The 16,428-nt window shown below is 61.3% G+C and carries 14 protein-coding genes; 3 read left to right on the forward strand and 11 right to left on the reverse strand.

What is annotated here, in order from left to right:
- Positions 1-146: 146 nt before the first annotated feature.
- Positions 147-1,646, forward strand: a complete 1,500-nt coding sequence (gene glpK, locus GXY01S_RS06895) for a glycerol kinase GlpK (protein WP_061273478.1) — start codon at positions 147-149, stop codon at positions 1,644-1,646.
- Between the two features lie 32 nt (positions 1,647-1,678).
- Positions 1,679-2,518, forward strand: a complete 840-nt coding sequence (locus GXY01S_RS06900; RefSeq protein ID WP_061273480.1) for an MIP/aquaporin family protein — start codon at positions 1,679-1,681, stop codon at positions 2,516-2,518.
- A gap of 280 nt (positions 2,519-2,798) precedes the next feature.
- On the opposite strand, the gene GXY01S_RS06905 is transcribed toward GXY01S_RS06900, so the two are convergent.
- From GXY01S_RS06905 to GXY01S_RS06950, 10 genes are all read right to left on the reverse strand, one after another.
- Complete coding sequence (locus tag GXY01S_RS06905; RefSeq protein WP_082770761.1) at positions 2,799-4,589, reverse strand: dihydroxyacetone kinase family protein; 1,791 nt, start codon at positions 4,587-4,589, stop codon at positions 2,799-2,801.
- Between the two features lie 45 nt (positions 4,590-4,634).
- On the reverse strand, positions 4,635-5,651 hold the full coding sequence (locus tag GXY01S_RS06910) for an ABC transporter permease (protein ID WP_061273481.1): 1,017 nt from the start codon (positions 5,649-5,651) through the stop codon (positions 4,635-4,637).
- Complete coding sequence (locus tag GXY01S_RS06915) at positions 5,641-7,146, reverse strand: sugar ABC transporter ATP-binding protein (protein ID WP_061273483.1); 1,506 nt, start codon at positions 7,144-7,146, stop codon at positions 5,641-5,643. The genes GXY01S_RS06910 and GXY01S_RS06915 overlap by 11 nt, the downstream gene beginning before the upstream one ends.
- Before the next feature lie 29 nt (positions 7,147-7,175).
- On the reverse strand, positions 7,176-8,096 hold the full coding sequence (locus GXY01S_RS06920) for a substrate-binding domain-containing protein (protein ID WP_061273486.1): 921 nt from the start codon (positions 8,094-8,096) through the stop codon (positions 7,176-7,178).
- A gap of 52 nt (positions 8,097-8,148) precedes the next feature.
- The gene (gene derI / locus GXY01S_RS06925; RefSeq protein WP_061273488.1) at positions 8,149-8,631 is read right to left on the reverse strand and encodes a D-erythrulose-4-phosphate isomerase; all 483 of its coding nucleotides are present in this window, start codon (positions 8,629-8,631) and stop codon (positions 8,149-8,151) included.
- Between the two features lie 38 nt (positions 8,632-8,669).
- Positions 8,670-9,485, reverse strand: a complete 816-nt coding sequence (locus GXY01S_RS06930) for a DeoR/GlpR family DNA-binding transcription regulator (RefSeq protein WP_061273491.1) — start codon at positions 9,483-9,485, stop codon at positions 8,670-8,672.
- A complete protein-coding gene (locus tag GXY01S_RS06935) occupies positions 9,463-10,245 on the reverse strand; it encodes a triose-phosphate isomerase (protein WP_061273493.1) in 783 nt (260 codons plus the stop codon). The genes GXY01S_RS06930 and GXY01S_RS06935 overlap by 23 nt, the downstream gene beginning before the upstream one ends.
- Before the next feature lie 200 nt (positions 10,246-10,445).
- Positions 10,446-11,429, reverse strand: a complete 984-nt coding sequence (locus GXY01S_RS06940) for a beta/alpha barrel domain-containing protein (RefSeq protein ID WP_061273495.1) — start codon at positions 11,427-11,429, stop codon at positions 10,446-10,448.
- A gap of 3 nt (positions 11,430-11,432) precedes the next feature.
- Positions 11,433-13,139 (reverse strand): glycerol-3-phosphate dehydrogenase/oxidase, encoded by a 1,707-nt coding sequence (locus GXY01S_RS06945; RefSeq protein WP_061273497.1) that lies wholly within the window; start codon positions 13,137-13,139, stop codon positions 11,433-11,435.
- A complete protein-coding gene (locus GXY01S_RS06950) occupies positions 13,136-14,737 on the reverse strand; it encodes an FGGY-family carbohydrate kinase (protein ID WP_061273499.1) in 1,602 nt (533 codons plus the stop codon). Before GXY01S_RS06950 ends, GXY01S_RS06945 begins: the two co-directional genes overlap by 4 nt.
- A 234-nt stretch (positions 14,738-14,971) precedes the next feature.
- Here GXY01S_RS06950 and GXY01S_RS06955 point away from each other — a divergent pair, with 234 nt between their 5' ends.
- Positions 14,972-15,799: a DeoR/GlpR family DNA-binding transcription regulator gene (locus GXY01S_RS06955; protein ID WP_061273501.1), complete on the forward strand. Its 828-nt coding sequence runs from the start codon at positions 14,972-14,974 to the stop codon at positions 15,797-15,799.
- A 13-nt stretch (positions 15,800-15,812) separates the two neighbouring features.
- On the opposite strand, the gene GXY01S_RS06960 is transcribed toward GXY01S_RS06955, so the two are convergent.
- Complete coding sequence (locus GXY01S_RS06960) at positions 15,813-16,250, reverse strand: hypothetical protein (protein WP_146222775.1); 438 nt, start codon at positions 16,248-16,250, stop codon at positions 15,813-15,815.
- Positions 16,251-16,428: the final 178 nt, after the last annotated feature.

The raw sequence follows: 16,428 nt of genomic DNA on the forward strand, positions 1-16,428 counted from the left end.
ACCTCCAGCGGCCTGGTGCCACAACCACGTTCCATGATGCCGCTGTGGTCGGCTTCCAGTTCACCACCAATCTGTAAACCCTGCCTTACAGTAAAAAATACTGGACACATGAAGCGTTACTGAAAATAACAATAAAGGAATGCAGCATGACGGAATACGTTGGTGCAATAGACCAGGGCACGACCAGTTCCCGGTTCATGATATTCGACCGGAAGGGAAACGTGGTTTCCGTTGCGCAGAAGGAGCATCGCCAGATCTACCCAAAGCCCGGATGGGTTGAACACGACCCCATGGAAATTCTTGAAAACACGAATGAAATGATTGGTGCGGCCATGGCCCGCGCCAATCTGGGCGCGGCCGGCCTAGCATCGGTCGGGATCACCAACCAGCGCGAGACCGCCGTGCTGTGGGACAAAACAACAGGCCAGCCGCTGCATAACGCCATTGTGTGGCAGGACACCCGCGTGGATCAACTGGTCAGCGATTATGGCCGCGATGGCGGACAGGACCGTTTCCGCGCCATTACGGGCCTGCCGCTGGCAAGCTATTTTGCCGGGCTGAAACTGCGCTGGCTGCTCGATAACGTGGAAGGCGCGCGCGAGAAAGCCGAAAGCGGGCAGGCCCTGTTTGGCACGATAGACAGCTGGCTTTCATGGAACCTGACGGGCGGTGTGAAAGGGGGCATCCACATTACCGATGTGACCAATGCCTCGCGCACCCAGCTCATGAACCTGAAAACCTGCGCGTGGGATGAGGACATGCTGGCAGCCTTTTGCATTCCCGCCGCCTGCCTGCCCCGCATCGTTCCCTCCTCACAGGTTTACGGCACGATCGTCATCCCCAGCCTGCAGGGCACGAAACTTGCCGGCATTCTGGGCGACCAGCAGGCCGCCCTGGTGGGGCAGACCTGTTTTGCACCGGGCGAGGCCAAGAATACCTATGGCACCGGCTCGTTCCTGCTGATGAATACCGGCACCGAGCCAGTGCAGTCCAAGGCAGGGCTGCTGACAACGCTCGCCTACCAGTTTGGCACGGAAGAACCGCGCTACGCGCTGGAAGGCTCCATTGCCATTACGGGCGCACTGGTGCAGTGGCTGCGCGATAACCTGAAGCTGTTTGACCTGGCAACACAGATCGAACCGCTGGCCCGCAGCGTGGCGGATAATGGCGGGGTCTATATCGTCCCCGCCTTTTCGGGCCTGTATGCCCCGTACTGGAAGGAAAATGCGCGCGGGGTCATTGTGGGGCTGACCCGCTATGTCACCCGTGCGCATTTTGCCCGCGCAACGCTGGAGGCCACGGCCTATCAGGTGCGCGATGTGGTCGCCGCCATGGAGGCAGACAGCGGCATCATACTGCGCAGCCTGAAAACGGATGGCGGCATGGTGGCGAACGAACTGCTGATGCAGTTTCAGGCCGATATCCTGAACGTGCCGGTCGTACGCCCGAAGGTGGTGGAAACCACCGCACTCGGCGCCGCCTACGCCGCCGGTCTGGCCGTGGGATACTGGAAAAACATCGATGACCTGCGCGCCAACTGGGCAGTGGACCACACCTGGCAGCCCACCATGCCGCCGGAGCAGCGCAGCCGCTACCTGGGCTGGTGGAAGAAGGCAGTAGAGAAATCCTTTGACTGGGCGGAATGACCCGCCCCCGAACACATGTAAGGAAACAGGCAATGAACAGGGAATTCCTGGGTGAGCTGATTTCTGAAGCGCTTGCCGTGTTCATCATCATCGCCTTTGGTGATTCCGTGGCGGCGATGTATCTCCTCTATGATCCCAGCCCTTACCTGCAGGCCTATTGGGGGGTGTGCATTGTATGGGGGCTGGGGGTGACGGTTGCCATCTACGCCACTGGATCCGTATCGGGCACGCATGCCAATCCGGCAGTTACCCTTGCGCTGGCAACCTACCGCGCCTTTCCATGGAAAAAGGTGGTGCCCTACTGGCTTGCGCAGACCGTGGGTGGCTTTTTGGGGGCGGGGCTGGTTTACGCGCTGTATTACCCCGTCATCGACCACTTCAATGACCTCCACCAGCTTACCCGCGCGGGCGGGGGTGGGGCGGGCGTGTTCTTTACCGCGCCGGGGGCGGGCATAACCCTATGGCATGCCTTCAGCGATGAAATCATCCTGACCGCCATACTGGTATTCGGCATCTTCGCCATTACCGAACAGTATAATGAAATGGCGCCGGGTGCCAATTTTGGCGCGCTGATCATAGGCTTTCTTGTTGCGGCCATTGGCGCGTCCATGGGGTATCTCGAAGCATGGGCCATCAACCCGGCCCGTGACCTTGGTCCGCGACTGTTCGCCTATATGGCCGGCTGGCATGAAGCCGCCCTGCCCGCAGCCGGACATTACTGGTGGATGCCTGTTGTCGGGCCGCTGATCGGGGGGCTGGTGGGAGCCACGGCCTACGAATACCTGGTCTTTCCCTTCCTGCCCGCGCAATTGCGGGCACAGAAGGCACGACAAGGCAAGATCGAGGCGGAAAGCGTTATCATCGGGGAATAGGCTGCCCGTACAATCCTGCCCTTCCGCTCAGGGGCAGGATTTCAGGGGTGGGACAGGCTCAGAGACTGTTTGAAACAGTCAGATCAGGAAACATCCAGCAATCATAAGAAAGTTTTTGGTGAAGCTTTTTTCAAAAAGCTTCGAAGAACGCCGCCTTTTTGAAAAAAGGCGGCACCCAAAAACTTTCATCAATGCGTTGTTTTCAAATAGTGCCTTAATGCGGGTATTGGTTTTTACTGAGAACCGCCCCGATGCCTGAGTGCACCGGGGCGGGACAGGCTCAGGAGCGAAACGCATCCAATACCGGGTTCTGTCCGCTCATATGCGCCCTGGGGCGTATCGATGCAGGCACGGCTTCAACCGAAGGCATGCCTTCCCCCACCACACGCAGGCACAGTGCCAGCGACAGGGCACCGGCATCAGGGTGGCCCAGGCTGCGCGTGCCATGGGTGCGGGCACGGCCCATGCGCGGCAGGAGGTCACGCGTGCCGTCTGCTGCCTTCTGTGCTGCATCGGCTGCCGCCTGCCATGCGTCGCGCAGGGCGCACCCACGATCGCACTCGCGTTCCAGCGTTTCGACAAAGGGCACCAGCGCGTCCATGAGCGTCTTGTCGCCAACCTGCGCCCGGCCAAGCTGCATGACGCGTTCCATTGCGTACCGCGCACCGTGAACCAGTTGTGGCGCATCGGGTATGGATACATCATCGAGCGCCGTGCTGAAGGCCCGCAGCCCTTCGCCCCACAACGCGCCTGACGTGCCGCCTGCACGATCAGCCCATGCATCCGCCGCCGCCGCCAGCACGGTCGCGGCCCCGGCGTGGGCACTGGCCGCCTGACGGGCAGCCTGATGGGCTGCGGCCGACCCACGGGCCATGCCCTGCCCGTGGTCGCCATCTCCGGCCACGGCATCAATACGGCCCAGTTCGCCCTCCGCTGCAGCAAGCGCCTGTGCCACTCGCGCCATGGTTTGCGCCACGCACAGGCCACCACGCTGGCCAGCCGGGGTTGCGGCCTGCGCATAAACAACAGGGGGCTCTTCCTCCATCACGCTGTCAGTGGCGTCAGGCTCACCCGTAATGCCCGCATGGCGCAGGACTGCCGTATCAACCGGCGCGCGCCAGTAGTGCTCCAGTTCCTCATCCAGCCACGTCATGGTCAGGGAACAGCCTGCCATATCGAGGCTGGTCACATATTCCCCCACCAGTGGCGCGATAACGGTCAGCCCCGCCTGCGCCAGCAGGGGGGCGAGCGCCTCCCACAGCACGAACAGTTCCTCGTGCTTGGTGCTGCCCAGCCCGTTGAGCACGATCGCAACCCGGCGGGGCGCGTCAACGGGCAGTTCCGCCAGAATACGGTCAAGCAGCACATGCGCCAGTTGCGCGGGTGGCGGAATGTCCTGTTCATCTATGCCCGGTTCACCATGCACGCCAAGACCGAGCGCCATGCGGTTCTTGGGCACATGGAACAGCAGGTCCGCCTCGCCGGGCAGGGTGCAGCCCTCAAACGCCACGCCAAAGGTGCGGGTCTGGCTGTTGGCACGCAGGCCGACTGCCTCGACCGCATCAAGGTCCAGTCCGGCTTCCGCTGCCGCGCCAACAATGCGGAACACCGTCATGTCACCCGCAATGCCACGCCTGCGGGCCATGTCGTGTGCATCGGCGCTGGCCACGTCATCGGTGGTGGCCAGCAGGCGGGTGTCGATCCCTTCACGGCGCAGGCGCTCGGCTGCAATGCCAAAGTTCAGCACGTCGCCTGCATAATTGCCAAAGCCAAGGATCACGCCCCCGCCGCGCTCGGCCCTGCGCGCCACGGAATAGATGGCCTGCGTGGAAGGCGAGGCAAAGATGTCGCCCGCCACCGCCGCATCGGCAAAGCCCGTGCCGACATAGCCGTTAAAGGCGGGGTAGTGGCCTGAACCACCCCCCACAACCACCGCCACCTTGCCTGCCCGGCCCGGTTTTGCCCGCACGACCCCACCGCGCACCATGCGCACGAGGTCACGGTGAACAAGGCTGTAGCCATGCAGCGCGGAGTGGGCGAATTCGGAAGCATTGCCGCAAATTCTGGTCATTTGCATATATCCTCAGCTAACAGGAAACATCGCAGCACGGCATGGTCATGCCTCACGGTGCAGGTAGCGACGCGCCAGGGAATCAAAGGAGATGGCCAGCACCACAATCCCGCCGCTGACCACCGACTGCCAGTAAGGCGAGATGCCGAACAGCACGATGATGTTCTCGATCATGCCGATAATGACGGCACCGAGCACCGCCCCCACCGGGCTGCCCAACCCCCCCGTGGTGGCCACACCACCAATGACGGCGGCGGCAATTGGGGCCAGCACCCACGTATCGCCAATGGAGGGCTGCGCCGTGCCCAGGCGCGCCACCATCAGGATGCCGGCAAGGGCTGACAGGAAGCCCGCCGTGGCGAAGGCGGCAATACGGATGGCATCCACCCGCAGGCCCAGCATGCGGGCGGCGTCGGGGTTGCTGCCAATGGCATAGACGTAGCGCCCGACGGGCGTGCGCACCATGACAAAGGCCACCACGCCAAGGCAGGCCAGCAGCACAATGAAGGGCACCGGCACGCCATAGACCAGCCCACGGCCCAGAAAGGAGATGTCAACGGGCACGCCGGTAATCGCCACCCCCTTGGTCGCCACCAGGATCGCGCCGCCGTACACGCCCGCCATGCCGATGGTCAGCACCAGCGAATGCAGCCGCAACTGCGTGATCAGCACGCCATTGAGCATGCCGCATGCCGTGCCCAGCAACAGGCACAGCACCAGCGACAGCCACGGGTTCAGCCCCGCCTGCACCATCAGCATGCCGCCCGTAATACCGGCAAGCCCGCCAATCGCGCCCACCGACAGGTCGAGTTCGCCAAGGATCATCAGGATCGACTGCCCGATCGTGACCAGCCCGATAAAGGCCAGCGCACGGGCCATGATCATCATGTTGAAGCCGGTCAGGAAATGCGGCGACAGCAGGCATGACACGCCAAAAATCAGCACAAGGGCTGCAATGACGCCCCCAAGCGGGTTGCGCATGCAGCGTGCAGCTAGCCTGCGCAGGGGCGGCAGGCGTGGCGGGGTGGGCGGCGTGGTGGGGAATGTGGTTTCAAGCGACATGACGAACCTCCGGCGCACCGATAATCGCGCCCACAAGTGTATTGATGTCGGTCGTGGCCTGGTCGAACGAACCGGTGATCCGCCCGGCATGCATGGTGATGATGCGGGTGGCGCAGCGTTGCAGTTCCGCCATTTCAGAGGAGACAAGGATGATCCCCACCCCCTCTTCCGCCAGTTGCTGCATGATGCGGTAGATCTGGAACTTCGTGCCGATGTCGATGCCCTTGGTCGGTTCATCAAAGATCAGCACGCGCGGCCTGCGCGCCATGGCGCGGCCGATGATCGCCTTCTGCTGGTTGCCACCCGACAGGTACATGATCTTCTTTTCCGCCGATGACGTGCGCACATCGAAGCGCGCGATGGCATCGGCCACCACGCGCCGCTCCCGGCCCGATGAAATGACGCCACCGCCCATGATCTGGTCCATGACCGATACGGCAATGTTCTCGCGCACGCTCAGCAGCGGAAAAATGCCGTGGTGCCGCCGCTCCTCAGGCAGGTAGAGCATGCCCATCGCCACGGCCCGGTCCGGCCTGCCGCGCGGGATCTCACGCCCGTCCAGCACGCACCTTCCCGCCGTTGCGCGGTGATAGCCGAACATGGTCTGCATGAGTTCCGACCGCCCTGCCCCTACCAGCCCGGCAAAACCCAGTATCTCGCCCCGGCGCAGGGTGAAGGAGGCATCCGTAAAGCCGGGACCGGACAGGTGCGCCACATCGACGATGATGTCCTGCGTTGCCGATGCAACGCCGGGCTGGAAGCGTTCATCAAGCTGCACGCTGTTGCCCGACATGAGGCGGATCAGTTCGCCTTCATCGAGTTCCGTCATGGGGTAGGTGCCCACGCTGCGCCCGTTGCGCAGCACGGTGACCGTATCGCCCAGCGCGAAAATCTCCTCCATCCGGTGCGAGACGAACACGATCGCGCAGCCTTCATCGCGTAGCGTGCGCAGGATGGAAAACAGATGTTCCGTCTCGCTCGATGTGAGCGAGGAGGTGGGTTCATCAAGGATCAGCACCCGGAAATCCCCGGCGCTGGCCGCGCGCGCAATCTGGAGAAGCTGCTGGTCGGGCACGCTGATATGCCCCACCTTCTGCCCCGGCCGGGCATGCATGCCAAAGCGGGTCATGAGCTTCTGCGCTGCCGCTTCCATTGCCGTGCGTGACACGGTCATGCGCCCGAAACCGGATTTGGCAAAGGGCATGAACATGTTTTCCGCGACCGTCATGGTGGGAAACAGGCTGAGTTCCTGCGGCACGTACGCCACGCGGGCAAACAGGGCATGATCGGCCAGCGCGTCATGGCCCTCCATGTCCACGCGCCCCGCATCCGGGGTCACGAGGCCGGTCAGCACCTTGATCAGCGTGGATTTTCCCGCGCCATTTTCTCCAGCAAGGATATGGACCTTTCCCGCTTCCAGCGTCAGGTCGATATGGTCCAGCGCCACAACGCCGGGATAGGTCTTGCGCAGGGATGAAACGTGGAGAACCGTCATGGTCGTTACTCCATCACTATCCGGAAAGATCAGATGTTCTTCTTGGTCAGGACATCTATGCCGGTATCTATGTATTTGGGCGTCTTCTGGCCCAGCGCGCGCTGCCATGCGGCGATGACAGCCCAGTAGCCCTGCATTTCAGGCCGGCTGGAGGCGGATGAATCCGCCACCCCGTCACGGATGAGCTGGATCATGTCGTTGAGGTTGTCGAGCCCCACTTCCTTTACCTTGCCCGTACGCCCGCTTTCGCGGATGGCCTGGCCGATGCCCACCGGGCCTGCCGCATCGCACGCCACCCATCCGGCAAGATCGGGATGGGCCTGCATGATGGCGGAAGCCTGTTTCTGCGCGGTTTCGATACTGTCGTTATCAATACCGGTCGCGACCACCCTGATCTGCGGATACCTGGCAAACGTCGCGCGTTCGCATTCCGCGCGGCGGGCATGGTTGGGGGCGGTCGGCACGCCGATCATGATCGCGACCTCGCCCTTTTCCCCGATCAGCCCGGCCAGGCGCTGTGCCGCGATCGTGCCCTGTTCACAGAAATCAGCCCCGACTGCGGTGACGTCCATCCCTTCGGGCGGGAGGGAGTCAAACACCGTCATGGGCACCTTTTCATCCACGGCCTCAAGCATGGTGGCGTGGTTGCCCTTTTCATCGAGCAGGTCGAGGATCAGCCCATCGGGGTGGGTTGCGATCGCGCGTTCGATGATATCGTTCTGTGAGGAAACATCGGCCGTTTCAGGCGCGCGGTATTCAATTTCCACCTTGCGCCCCGTCGTCTTTCCCAGCAGGTCGGCCGCTGCCTGGGCGCCGGTATTCACCTTGTCAAACCACGGATGGACCGTTTTGGGGATCAGTACGAAACGCAGCGGCGCGTGATCATCTGCCGCCCATGTCGCCATGGGCGCGAGCGCCAGTGCCGTGGCAAGAAGAAAAGCTGTTTTCATTTTTATTGTTCTTTCGCTTTACCGCTCATCCGGCTGCATATGCAGCCAGCGTTCAGCAGGTGGTAACGACAGACTCTGGATGGGTGTATTTTTCACCCAGTGCATCAATACCCGCCACATTGCCTGCCGAGGGGCCATGCGGGTCGAAGGAGCAGGCGAGCCACGCATTCACGATGCTCTTGGCCACCTCCGGGCCGATGACGCGCGCGCCCATGGTAATGATGTGGGCGTTATTGGACAGGGCCGCCCGCTCGGCTGAATAGGTATCGTGCGTCAGTGCCGCGCGGATGCCGGGTATCTTGTTGGCCGAAATGCACACCCCGATCCCGGTGCCGCAGCACAGGATGCCCCGGTCGAATTCCCCGGACATGATGGCCTGCCCCACCCTCTCGCTCAGGCTGGCATACAGTTCGCTGCCACCGCCGGGGGGGGCTGACATGTCCAGCACGTCGTGCCTGCCCTGATCTTTCAAGTACTGCGCAAGCATGCCCGCCATGCCGTTACCGGCGCTATCGCCACCAATGGCTATACGCATCGTTTTTCTCCTATTATGGTAATGGAGTGTATTTTTACTCAGTTTTTTACTGCATCACTGGCGCATAGACGTGCCACGCGTAGTGTAACGCCATGATCCAGCAGGCGATCACGCATTGCGGGATCAAGGCCGTCATCGGTTATCACCACATCGAATTCGGACAGGTCCGCCAGGCGGTTCAGCGCGTTGCTGCCAAACTTCGTGCTGTCGGCCATCAGCACGCGCCGGTCCGCGCTGCGCATGAGCGCGTGCTTGGCCTTTACGATATCCTGTTCCTGGTGATAGGCGTTCACGCCATGCACGGCGGATACGGACATGAACAGCGTGCCCACCCGCAAGGCGCCGATCGCCTGTTCACACATCAGCCCGAAAAATGCATCAAAGGTAGGATGGTACCGTCCCCCCAGCGCCATGAGGCTGATGGCGGGCATGGATGCCAGGGCGGAGGCAATGCCAAGGCTGTTGGTGACCACCGTCAGGCCGCCCATTGTCGCCACGTGATCCACCATGCAGCATGCGGTGGTTGAATCATCGAGTGCGATGACATCACCGGGCACGATCATGCCCGCCGCCAGCGCTGCCATGGCTTTCTTTTCACGCATGGCGCGACGCCTGCGATACAGCATGCTGCTTTCGGCAATGCCATTGGGCAGGGTGGTGACGCCCCCATGCACCCGGCGCAGCAACCCCTGCGCCGAGAGTGCGTGCAGGTCACGATGGATGGTCATGCGACTGGTTTCAAAACGCGTGACCAGTTCATCAATCTCCACATTACCCCGGCCCATGACATAATCGACCATGGCGCGCCTGCGGGTGGCGACGGTGCCGGTTTCAGCCAGATGCAACATGTTCATGGGCAACACTCCCGATAATCTGCCTGAAATCAGCAACGCTCCACGCAGCCCGGCCAATAAAGACACCATCTACATTGGCAATACGGGCATAGCCGCATGCATTGTTCCGTGTAACGCTGCCGCCATACAGCAGGGGGATCTCAAAGCCGACTGCCTCCCCCGCCATCTCGACCAGCACAGCGCGCAGCCGCGCATGGGCAGCTGCAACAAACGTGGTATCCGCCGCCTGCCCCCCCGCCCCGATGGCCCAGACCGGCTCATACGCCACCAGTACCTGTGCCAGGCGGGCGGGCGGCACACCGTGCAGCGCAATGCGCAACTGGCGGGCCAGCACATCATGCGTCACGCCAAAGGCGTGTTCCTGCGCCGTGTCGCCAATACACACCAGCGGGCGCATGCCGTGGCGCAACACCGCATGAACCTTCAGGTTGACGGTCCAGTCCGTTTCACCAAAATGGGCGCGACGTTCGGAATGGCCGATCTCGACCAGTGTGGCGCCACATTCAGCCAGCATGACGGGCGATATTTCCCCCGTCCATGCGCCTTCATCCTCCCAGTGGGTGTTCTGCGCCCCCACCATGACGGATGTGCCGTCCAGTATGGCGCAGACATCCCTGAGCGATGTAAAGGGCGGGATGACAAAAGGTTGCACCCCGCCGGGCGGATGAAAAGCAGCCAGCGCGCGCGCGGCCTCGATGGCGGCGGCGGGGCCCTTGTTCATTTTCCAGCTTGTACCAATCCATAACGGTCTGGAATGCATCACGCGGCTCCCTATCTGGCAGGCTGTCCATACATAACAGATTACATGATATATATATCATTGGTGGCGTTATCGTTGCGCCGTGCCCGACATGAGAATGTTCACGTTCTCATGATCTTCAGAAATACAGGAAATAATACCCTGCCATTCCAAAATAAAATTCACAAACACACAGTATTGGGGCAACTGCCATAGTCAGCTCACGGTGCCGAAGCCGCCAGCAGCATGTTTTCGGTTATGCAGCGATCAGCGCCGAGCGGGCGTTCGGCACGCCGCCCCCCGCGCGCCAGGGCATCATGATAGAAACAGGTTGCTTCCTCTGGCAACAGGTCACCATCCGTCACATGCCGCATGGCCTGTACCAGCAGCAGCGGATCATCGGCATCGACAATCTTGCGCCCGAACAGGGCTGCGCGTGCGCCGCAGGCCTGGGCCTGATGCAGCAGTTCAAGGCAGTCACGCGTCGTGCCGCTGCCGCCCCCCATGATTCCCACCACCATACGCGGATCAAAGGCGCAGAGTTCACGCAGGGCCGTGGCACCATTGAAGGGAATTTTCAGGAACTCGGGCCGCTCCGCCTGACGCAGGCCCGCAAGGGCGCGGATGATCATGTCATTAAGGAAAAAGCCCCAGTCGGGTTGCGCAATCCGCCCTTCATTGGGGTTGAAGACTTCAAGGAAATAGGAAAAACCCTGCGCCTGCGCCTCCTCGCGAAAGCTGCGGAAGCATTCCAGCGCATGGGCATCATGTTCCGCATTGCCATTGAAGGTCATGGAATACAGGCCAAGCCGGGTCTGCGCACCGGCCAGTGACGCGCTGCGAAACGGCACGGAACGCTGGGTGGCGTAGGGGCTGCCCCGCCCGCGCCACAGGTCGGTGGTATCATTGGCGCGGATGGCAGGCTGCACGTGGCTGTGGTTAAAGGCGCCTTCGTGCACCAGCGTCTCCAGCGTGGAGGCCGAGACCAGCATGATATCGACAACATCAAGCTCCAGCATGGCGCGGATGTCATCCAGATAGTCTTCGCGGCAGCGATAGGGCGACAGGCCGCCCATGGTGCGGTTCCGCCCCATGGCGCTGATGCCTGCGGCCATATCGGCATCCTTGGCATCGGCCAGGATAAAGTCGGCGCGCGTGTCGGTGCCTGCGACCATGCGGGCAATCTTGGTTTCATAGCGGTTCATTGTTCAGGCTCCGATCGGTTCGGGCTGCATGGGGTTTGCGGCAGGCATGCGGTCGGCGAGATGGTGTCGCGTTTCGGCTTCCTGCCAGGCTTCACCGGCCTGATGCCGGATCGTGGCGGCATCCCACCCAAGGGTTTCACCCGCAATGCCTGCCACTTCATGCGTGACGTCGGGCGTTAACGCGCCGGATAGGGCAATGGTGGTGCGGCGGTAGAGAATATCCGCCACATGACGCACCTGTTCATGGCGGGCGATGAACATGATCTCCCGGCTCGTATAGGATGGCAGGCTGCGCAGCGGCGCATCGGGCGCAAGAGCGCAGAACCGTGCAATGTCCATTGCCAGCGTGCCGTAACGGCCAAACAGCATGCGTGCCCGTTCACGCGGGATGGCACTGGTTGCGGCAAAACGGTCGATATGGGCTTCAAGGTTCGCGCGACGGGGATAACCACGCCCGCCCCCGATTGGCAGCGACCGGGTGGAAACCTGCCGCACCCGGCCAAGACGGGGCAGGATGGTATCTGCCACTTCCTCCGCCAGGCCGCGAAACGTTGTCCATTTTCCGCCCACCAGCGAAAACAGCGCGACGGCTCCCAACCGGTCCTCATGCACGATATGGTCACGGCTGATCGCGCCGGGGTCGGACGCGTTGCTCGCAGGCAGGGGCCGCACGCCACTGTAGCGGTAGATCACGTCGGATGCCTCAAACCTAAAACCGGGGAACAGCGCACCCAGCATATCGAGCATGTAGTCCTGTTCCGCATCGGTGCAGATGGCTGCGTCCGGGTTGGAGACAGGGATATCGGTTGACCCCACCAGCACGTGATCCAGAAACGGATAGGCCAGGCAGATACGCCCGTCCGGCGTGCCGAAATACACCATGTTCCCATCCAGTTCGCGCAAAAGCCCGTCATGGCGCAGCAGCAGGTGCGACCCCTTGGTGCCGCCGATATACCGGGTGGGCACGCCAAGGGCCGCATTGACCTGATCGATCCACGCACCGGCTGCATTGACCACGACGGGCGCACGCGCGTGCCATGACTGCCCGCGTGGCCGGTCATGCAGCATCACAACACCATCACGAAACGCTTCAACATGGGTATAGGTCGCGACACGACAGCCTTCCTGTGCATGCAATGCATCATGCACGCATTCATAGCCCAGTCGTTCGGGCTGGCTGATGGCGGCATCGTAATACTGCGCGCAGGCCATGACGGCGCTGCTCATATGGGGCCAGCGTGCCCGGGTCTGCCGGGCTGAAAACAGGCGGTGCCGGGGCATGACGCGGGCATGGCGGCCAAGGAAGTCATAGATCTGCAGGCCCAGTTCCAGCACAAGCGCCCCCCGGTCCGTCATTTTGCCGCCCAGGCGAAGAAAGCGCCGCACGGACGGCACGATGCCACCGAACCATGAGCGGACGGGCACGGTGGTGGGCAGGGGATGGACGACATGCGGCGCATTGCGCAGCAGCAGGTTACGTTCCAGCGTGGATTGCGCGACAAGGCGGAACTCGCCGGTTTCAAGATATTTGATCCCGCCATGAATCAGGCGCGAGGGGGCACTGGAAGTACCGCTGCAGATATCGCCCCGGTCCACCAGCAGCACGCGCACCCCCTGCACGGCCAGTTCACGCATCAGCCCCGCGCCATTGATCCCGGCGCCGATGATGATGACATCATAATCCTCCCCGGCAGGCAGGGCGGCATTCATGACGGAATCCCTCCCATCGCTGTCGCATGATGGGCATGCGGATGCAGGGCGGGATGGGCACCGGATACAGGCTCTGGCTGTGCGTGTGCCGGGGGCGACGTATCATATAGCGCGCGCCAGAACGGGCGCATGGCCTGCGCCAGTTCCACGTAACGGCGATAGATGCCGTCATACGCCGCCACCTGCGCCGGTTGCGGGTCATAGGTCCGTAGCGCTACATCCAGCCCCGCCACGGCGTGTTCCAGATCCGGCTGCATGCCAACCGCCACCGCCCCGGTCAGGGCCGCGCCCAGCGCGCCCGCTTCACGCACGGAAGAGACATCGACCGGCATGTCCAGCACATCGGCAAAGAGTTGCGCGATGGCGGGCTGGCCGCTGCCACCACCCGATATGCCCACGCGCGTCACGCTACCCGTCTGGCACAAAGCGCTGACATGCATGCGGTGATTGAACACCATGCCCTCCACCATCGCCTGCAGCAGATCGGTCCGGTCATGCCATGACTGCACGCCAAAAAATGACGCACTGGCAGGCGCCGCATAAGGGGAGCCGAACAGGAACGGATGGAAGAGCGGAACCGTGCGCGCGTGGCGGGCAGCGGTCAGGCGTTGTTCCACCTCATGCATCAATATCGTCGTGGCATCCGCATTGCCGGGCAGGAGCAGGCGGGCCATCCATTCCAGATTGCTCGATGACGCGGGCGAGATGGCCATGCAGTTCCACAATCCCCGCCGGTAACCGGCACGGCAGGCCCAGCCCTCCCCGGTGACGGGCCTGTCACGAAAGACCTCGTTAATGGAAAACGTGCCCGCCGTAAGCGACATGTCGCCCGACCGTGCATGGCCCATCCCCACCGCGGCGGCCGTTACATCATGCAGCCCCGCTGAAACCGGCGTGCCCGCAAGCAGGCCCGTTGCCGCGGCGGCGCTGGCCGTGACCGTTCCGGCGCGTGCGCAGGAATCCAGCATGGGCGGCAGGCAGCCGCGCATGGCCTCCAGCCCCAGTATATCGAGGATGGCGGCGCTGTACTGCTGCGTATGCAGATCGGTAAAGGCCGTGCTGGCCTCGGTTATGTCTGTTGCGACTTCCCCCGTCAGGCACAGCCGGATCCAGTCCTTGGCAAACAGGATGGAGCCGATGGCGTGATAGCGCTCAGGTTCATGCTCGCGGATCCATGCCAGCAGGGTATTGGCGGAATAGGCATAGGGCCGCTGCCCCGCCAGCGGCACAAGCTGGTCCAGCACCCCGCGTTGCCGCCACTGGTCGTGCAGGTCGGTCGCGCGGCTGTCGAGCGACATGATCCCGCGCCCGAGCGGGTTGCCCGTGCGGTCGAGCAGGAACAGCCCGTCGCCATGCGCCGTGACACCCACCGCGGCAATGGCCTGACCGTTCAGCCCCGCATCATCGAGCGCCATGCGGATGGTTGCGGCAACACCCTGCCAGACCTCGCCCATGTCACGTTCGACATGATGCGGACGGTCCATGTGCTGGACTACACGACTGCGCCCCGTGCCCACGATTTCCCCCGTGGGGGAAAAAATGACCGCCTTGGTGGTGGTTGAGCCGCAGTCTATTCCGATAATGAAGTTCCGGCGCATCCTCGACCTCCTGATATCCAGCAGCATGATGACGGATTCACGATGTTATATATAACAAGTATAGTGTTATATATAACGCATATTAATGTGATCCCACAGGCCGGGAACCGGATCGGATGGCGTGCAAAAGGCAGCGCAGCCATTGCGGTGGCCACATTGAATGTGACACCGTAACAGGTATCCCTTACGCTAGGCGCCTTCCTGTTGACCTGCGGATGAAGATCGATTTCCAGTATGACCGACAACACGGGCCTGTCACATTTTCCGCCTTCCACCCGATCTGCCCGCCGGGGCGACAGCACGGCCCGCAAGCAACGCATCCTTGACCTGCTGCTTGAAACGGGTAACGCCACCATTGACGCGCTGGCCGCCCATTTTGCCGTCAGCCGCATGACCATTCACCGCGATGCCAACGCCCTGGCGCAACAGGGGCTGGTGGAAAAGCTGCATGGCGGCCTGGCCCTGCGCAACCGCACCGCCACACAGAAGACCGTAAGCTACCGCACAACCCGTGCGCGAGAGGGCAAGCGGGCGATCATTACGCGCGCCATATCGCTGATCCGACCCGAACAGATCCTTGTTCTGGATGATTCAACCACCGTAGCCGAGATGCTGCCCCTGCTGCCTGCGCTTGCACCGCTGACCATCATCACAAACGCCATGGGCGTGATCCAGGCACTCGCCCCCTACCCTGACCTGCGCCTGATCTGCCTTGGCGGTGATTACAACAGGCCCCGCAACGCCTTTTTCGGGTTGATATGCGAGCAGGCGGCACAGGGGCTGCATGCCAATACAATGTTCCTGTCCACATCCGTCGTCCATGATGGCACGGCTTTCCAGAACAACCCTGACATCATCAAGATCAAGCGCATCCTCATGGAAATCTGTGACCAGACGGTTCTGCTGGTGGACAGTTCAAAATTCCGCAAGGGTGGCCTTTACCGACTGGCCGGTCTGGATGCTTTCGATCATGTGCTGACAGATGCACAGATCCCGCCCGCCTTACATGACAGACTGAAGACTGAAGGTATATCACTTGAAGTCTGCCAGACCGATGGCTGACCGTGAACCACATTCAAGTATTATAACATATCGCTTCTATTGTTTTTAAATCGTTCGTGGCAGTATAAGCCTCGTATAGAACATCACAAAACGATTGCAGGCTTTCGCAACCAGCAGCGTACATAACCGAATTGACTGCCCTGGCTTTCCGGAACCAGCACATCGCCATGCCAGTAGAGTCCAACCCGTCATTCCGATCTGTTATATTGAAATATTCCTCGTCCAAAAACTCAACCATATGGCCTATATTATTAATATTTATTTTTGATATATCTCCTGTAGCAAGATATGACTGAACATCATCATCGATATGGTCGTTGGCACCACTGACATCGCACGCCCATACAGCGACCATGCGTGCAATAAACTTTCTCTTTTCTTGTGATATGCCTTCCACAAACTTCATAAGTTTGGGATCAACCTGCAATAATATTATATATGATCCTGTCATTTCTTATTGTCTCTTTCAATTATATTACACCCGTCGCATCAGAGCCTGTCAGCTTTTGTTTTTTTTCAAAAAGGCAACAGCTTTCAATACTTCTTGAAAAAACTTGCCAGAAACTTTGATAATTGCACGTTATTATACTGCTGCATTGTTTGCAGGCAACGGTTCAGAACCTATCGCA

This window comes from Komagataeibacter xylinus NBRC 15237, from assembly GCF_001571345.1.
Classification (GTDB): Bacteria; Pseudomonadota; Alphaproteobacteria; order Acetobacterales; family Acetobacteraceae; genus Komagataeibacter; species Komagataeibacter xylinus.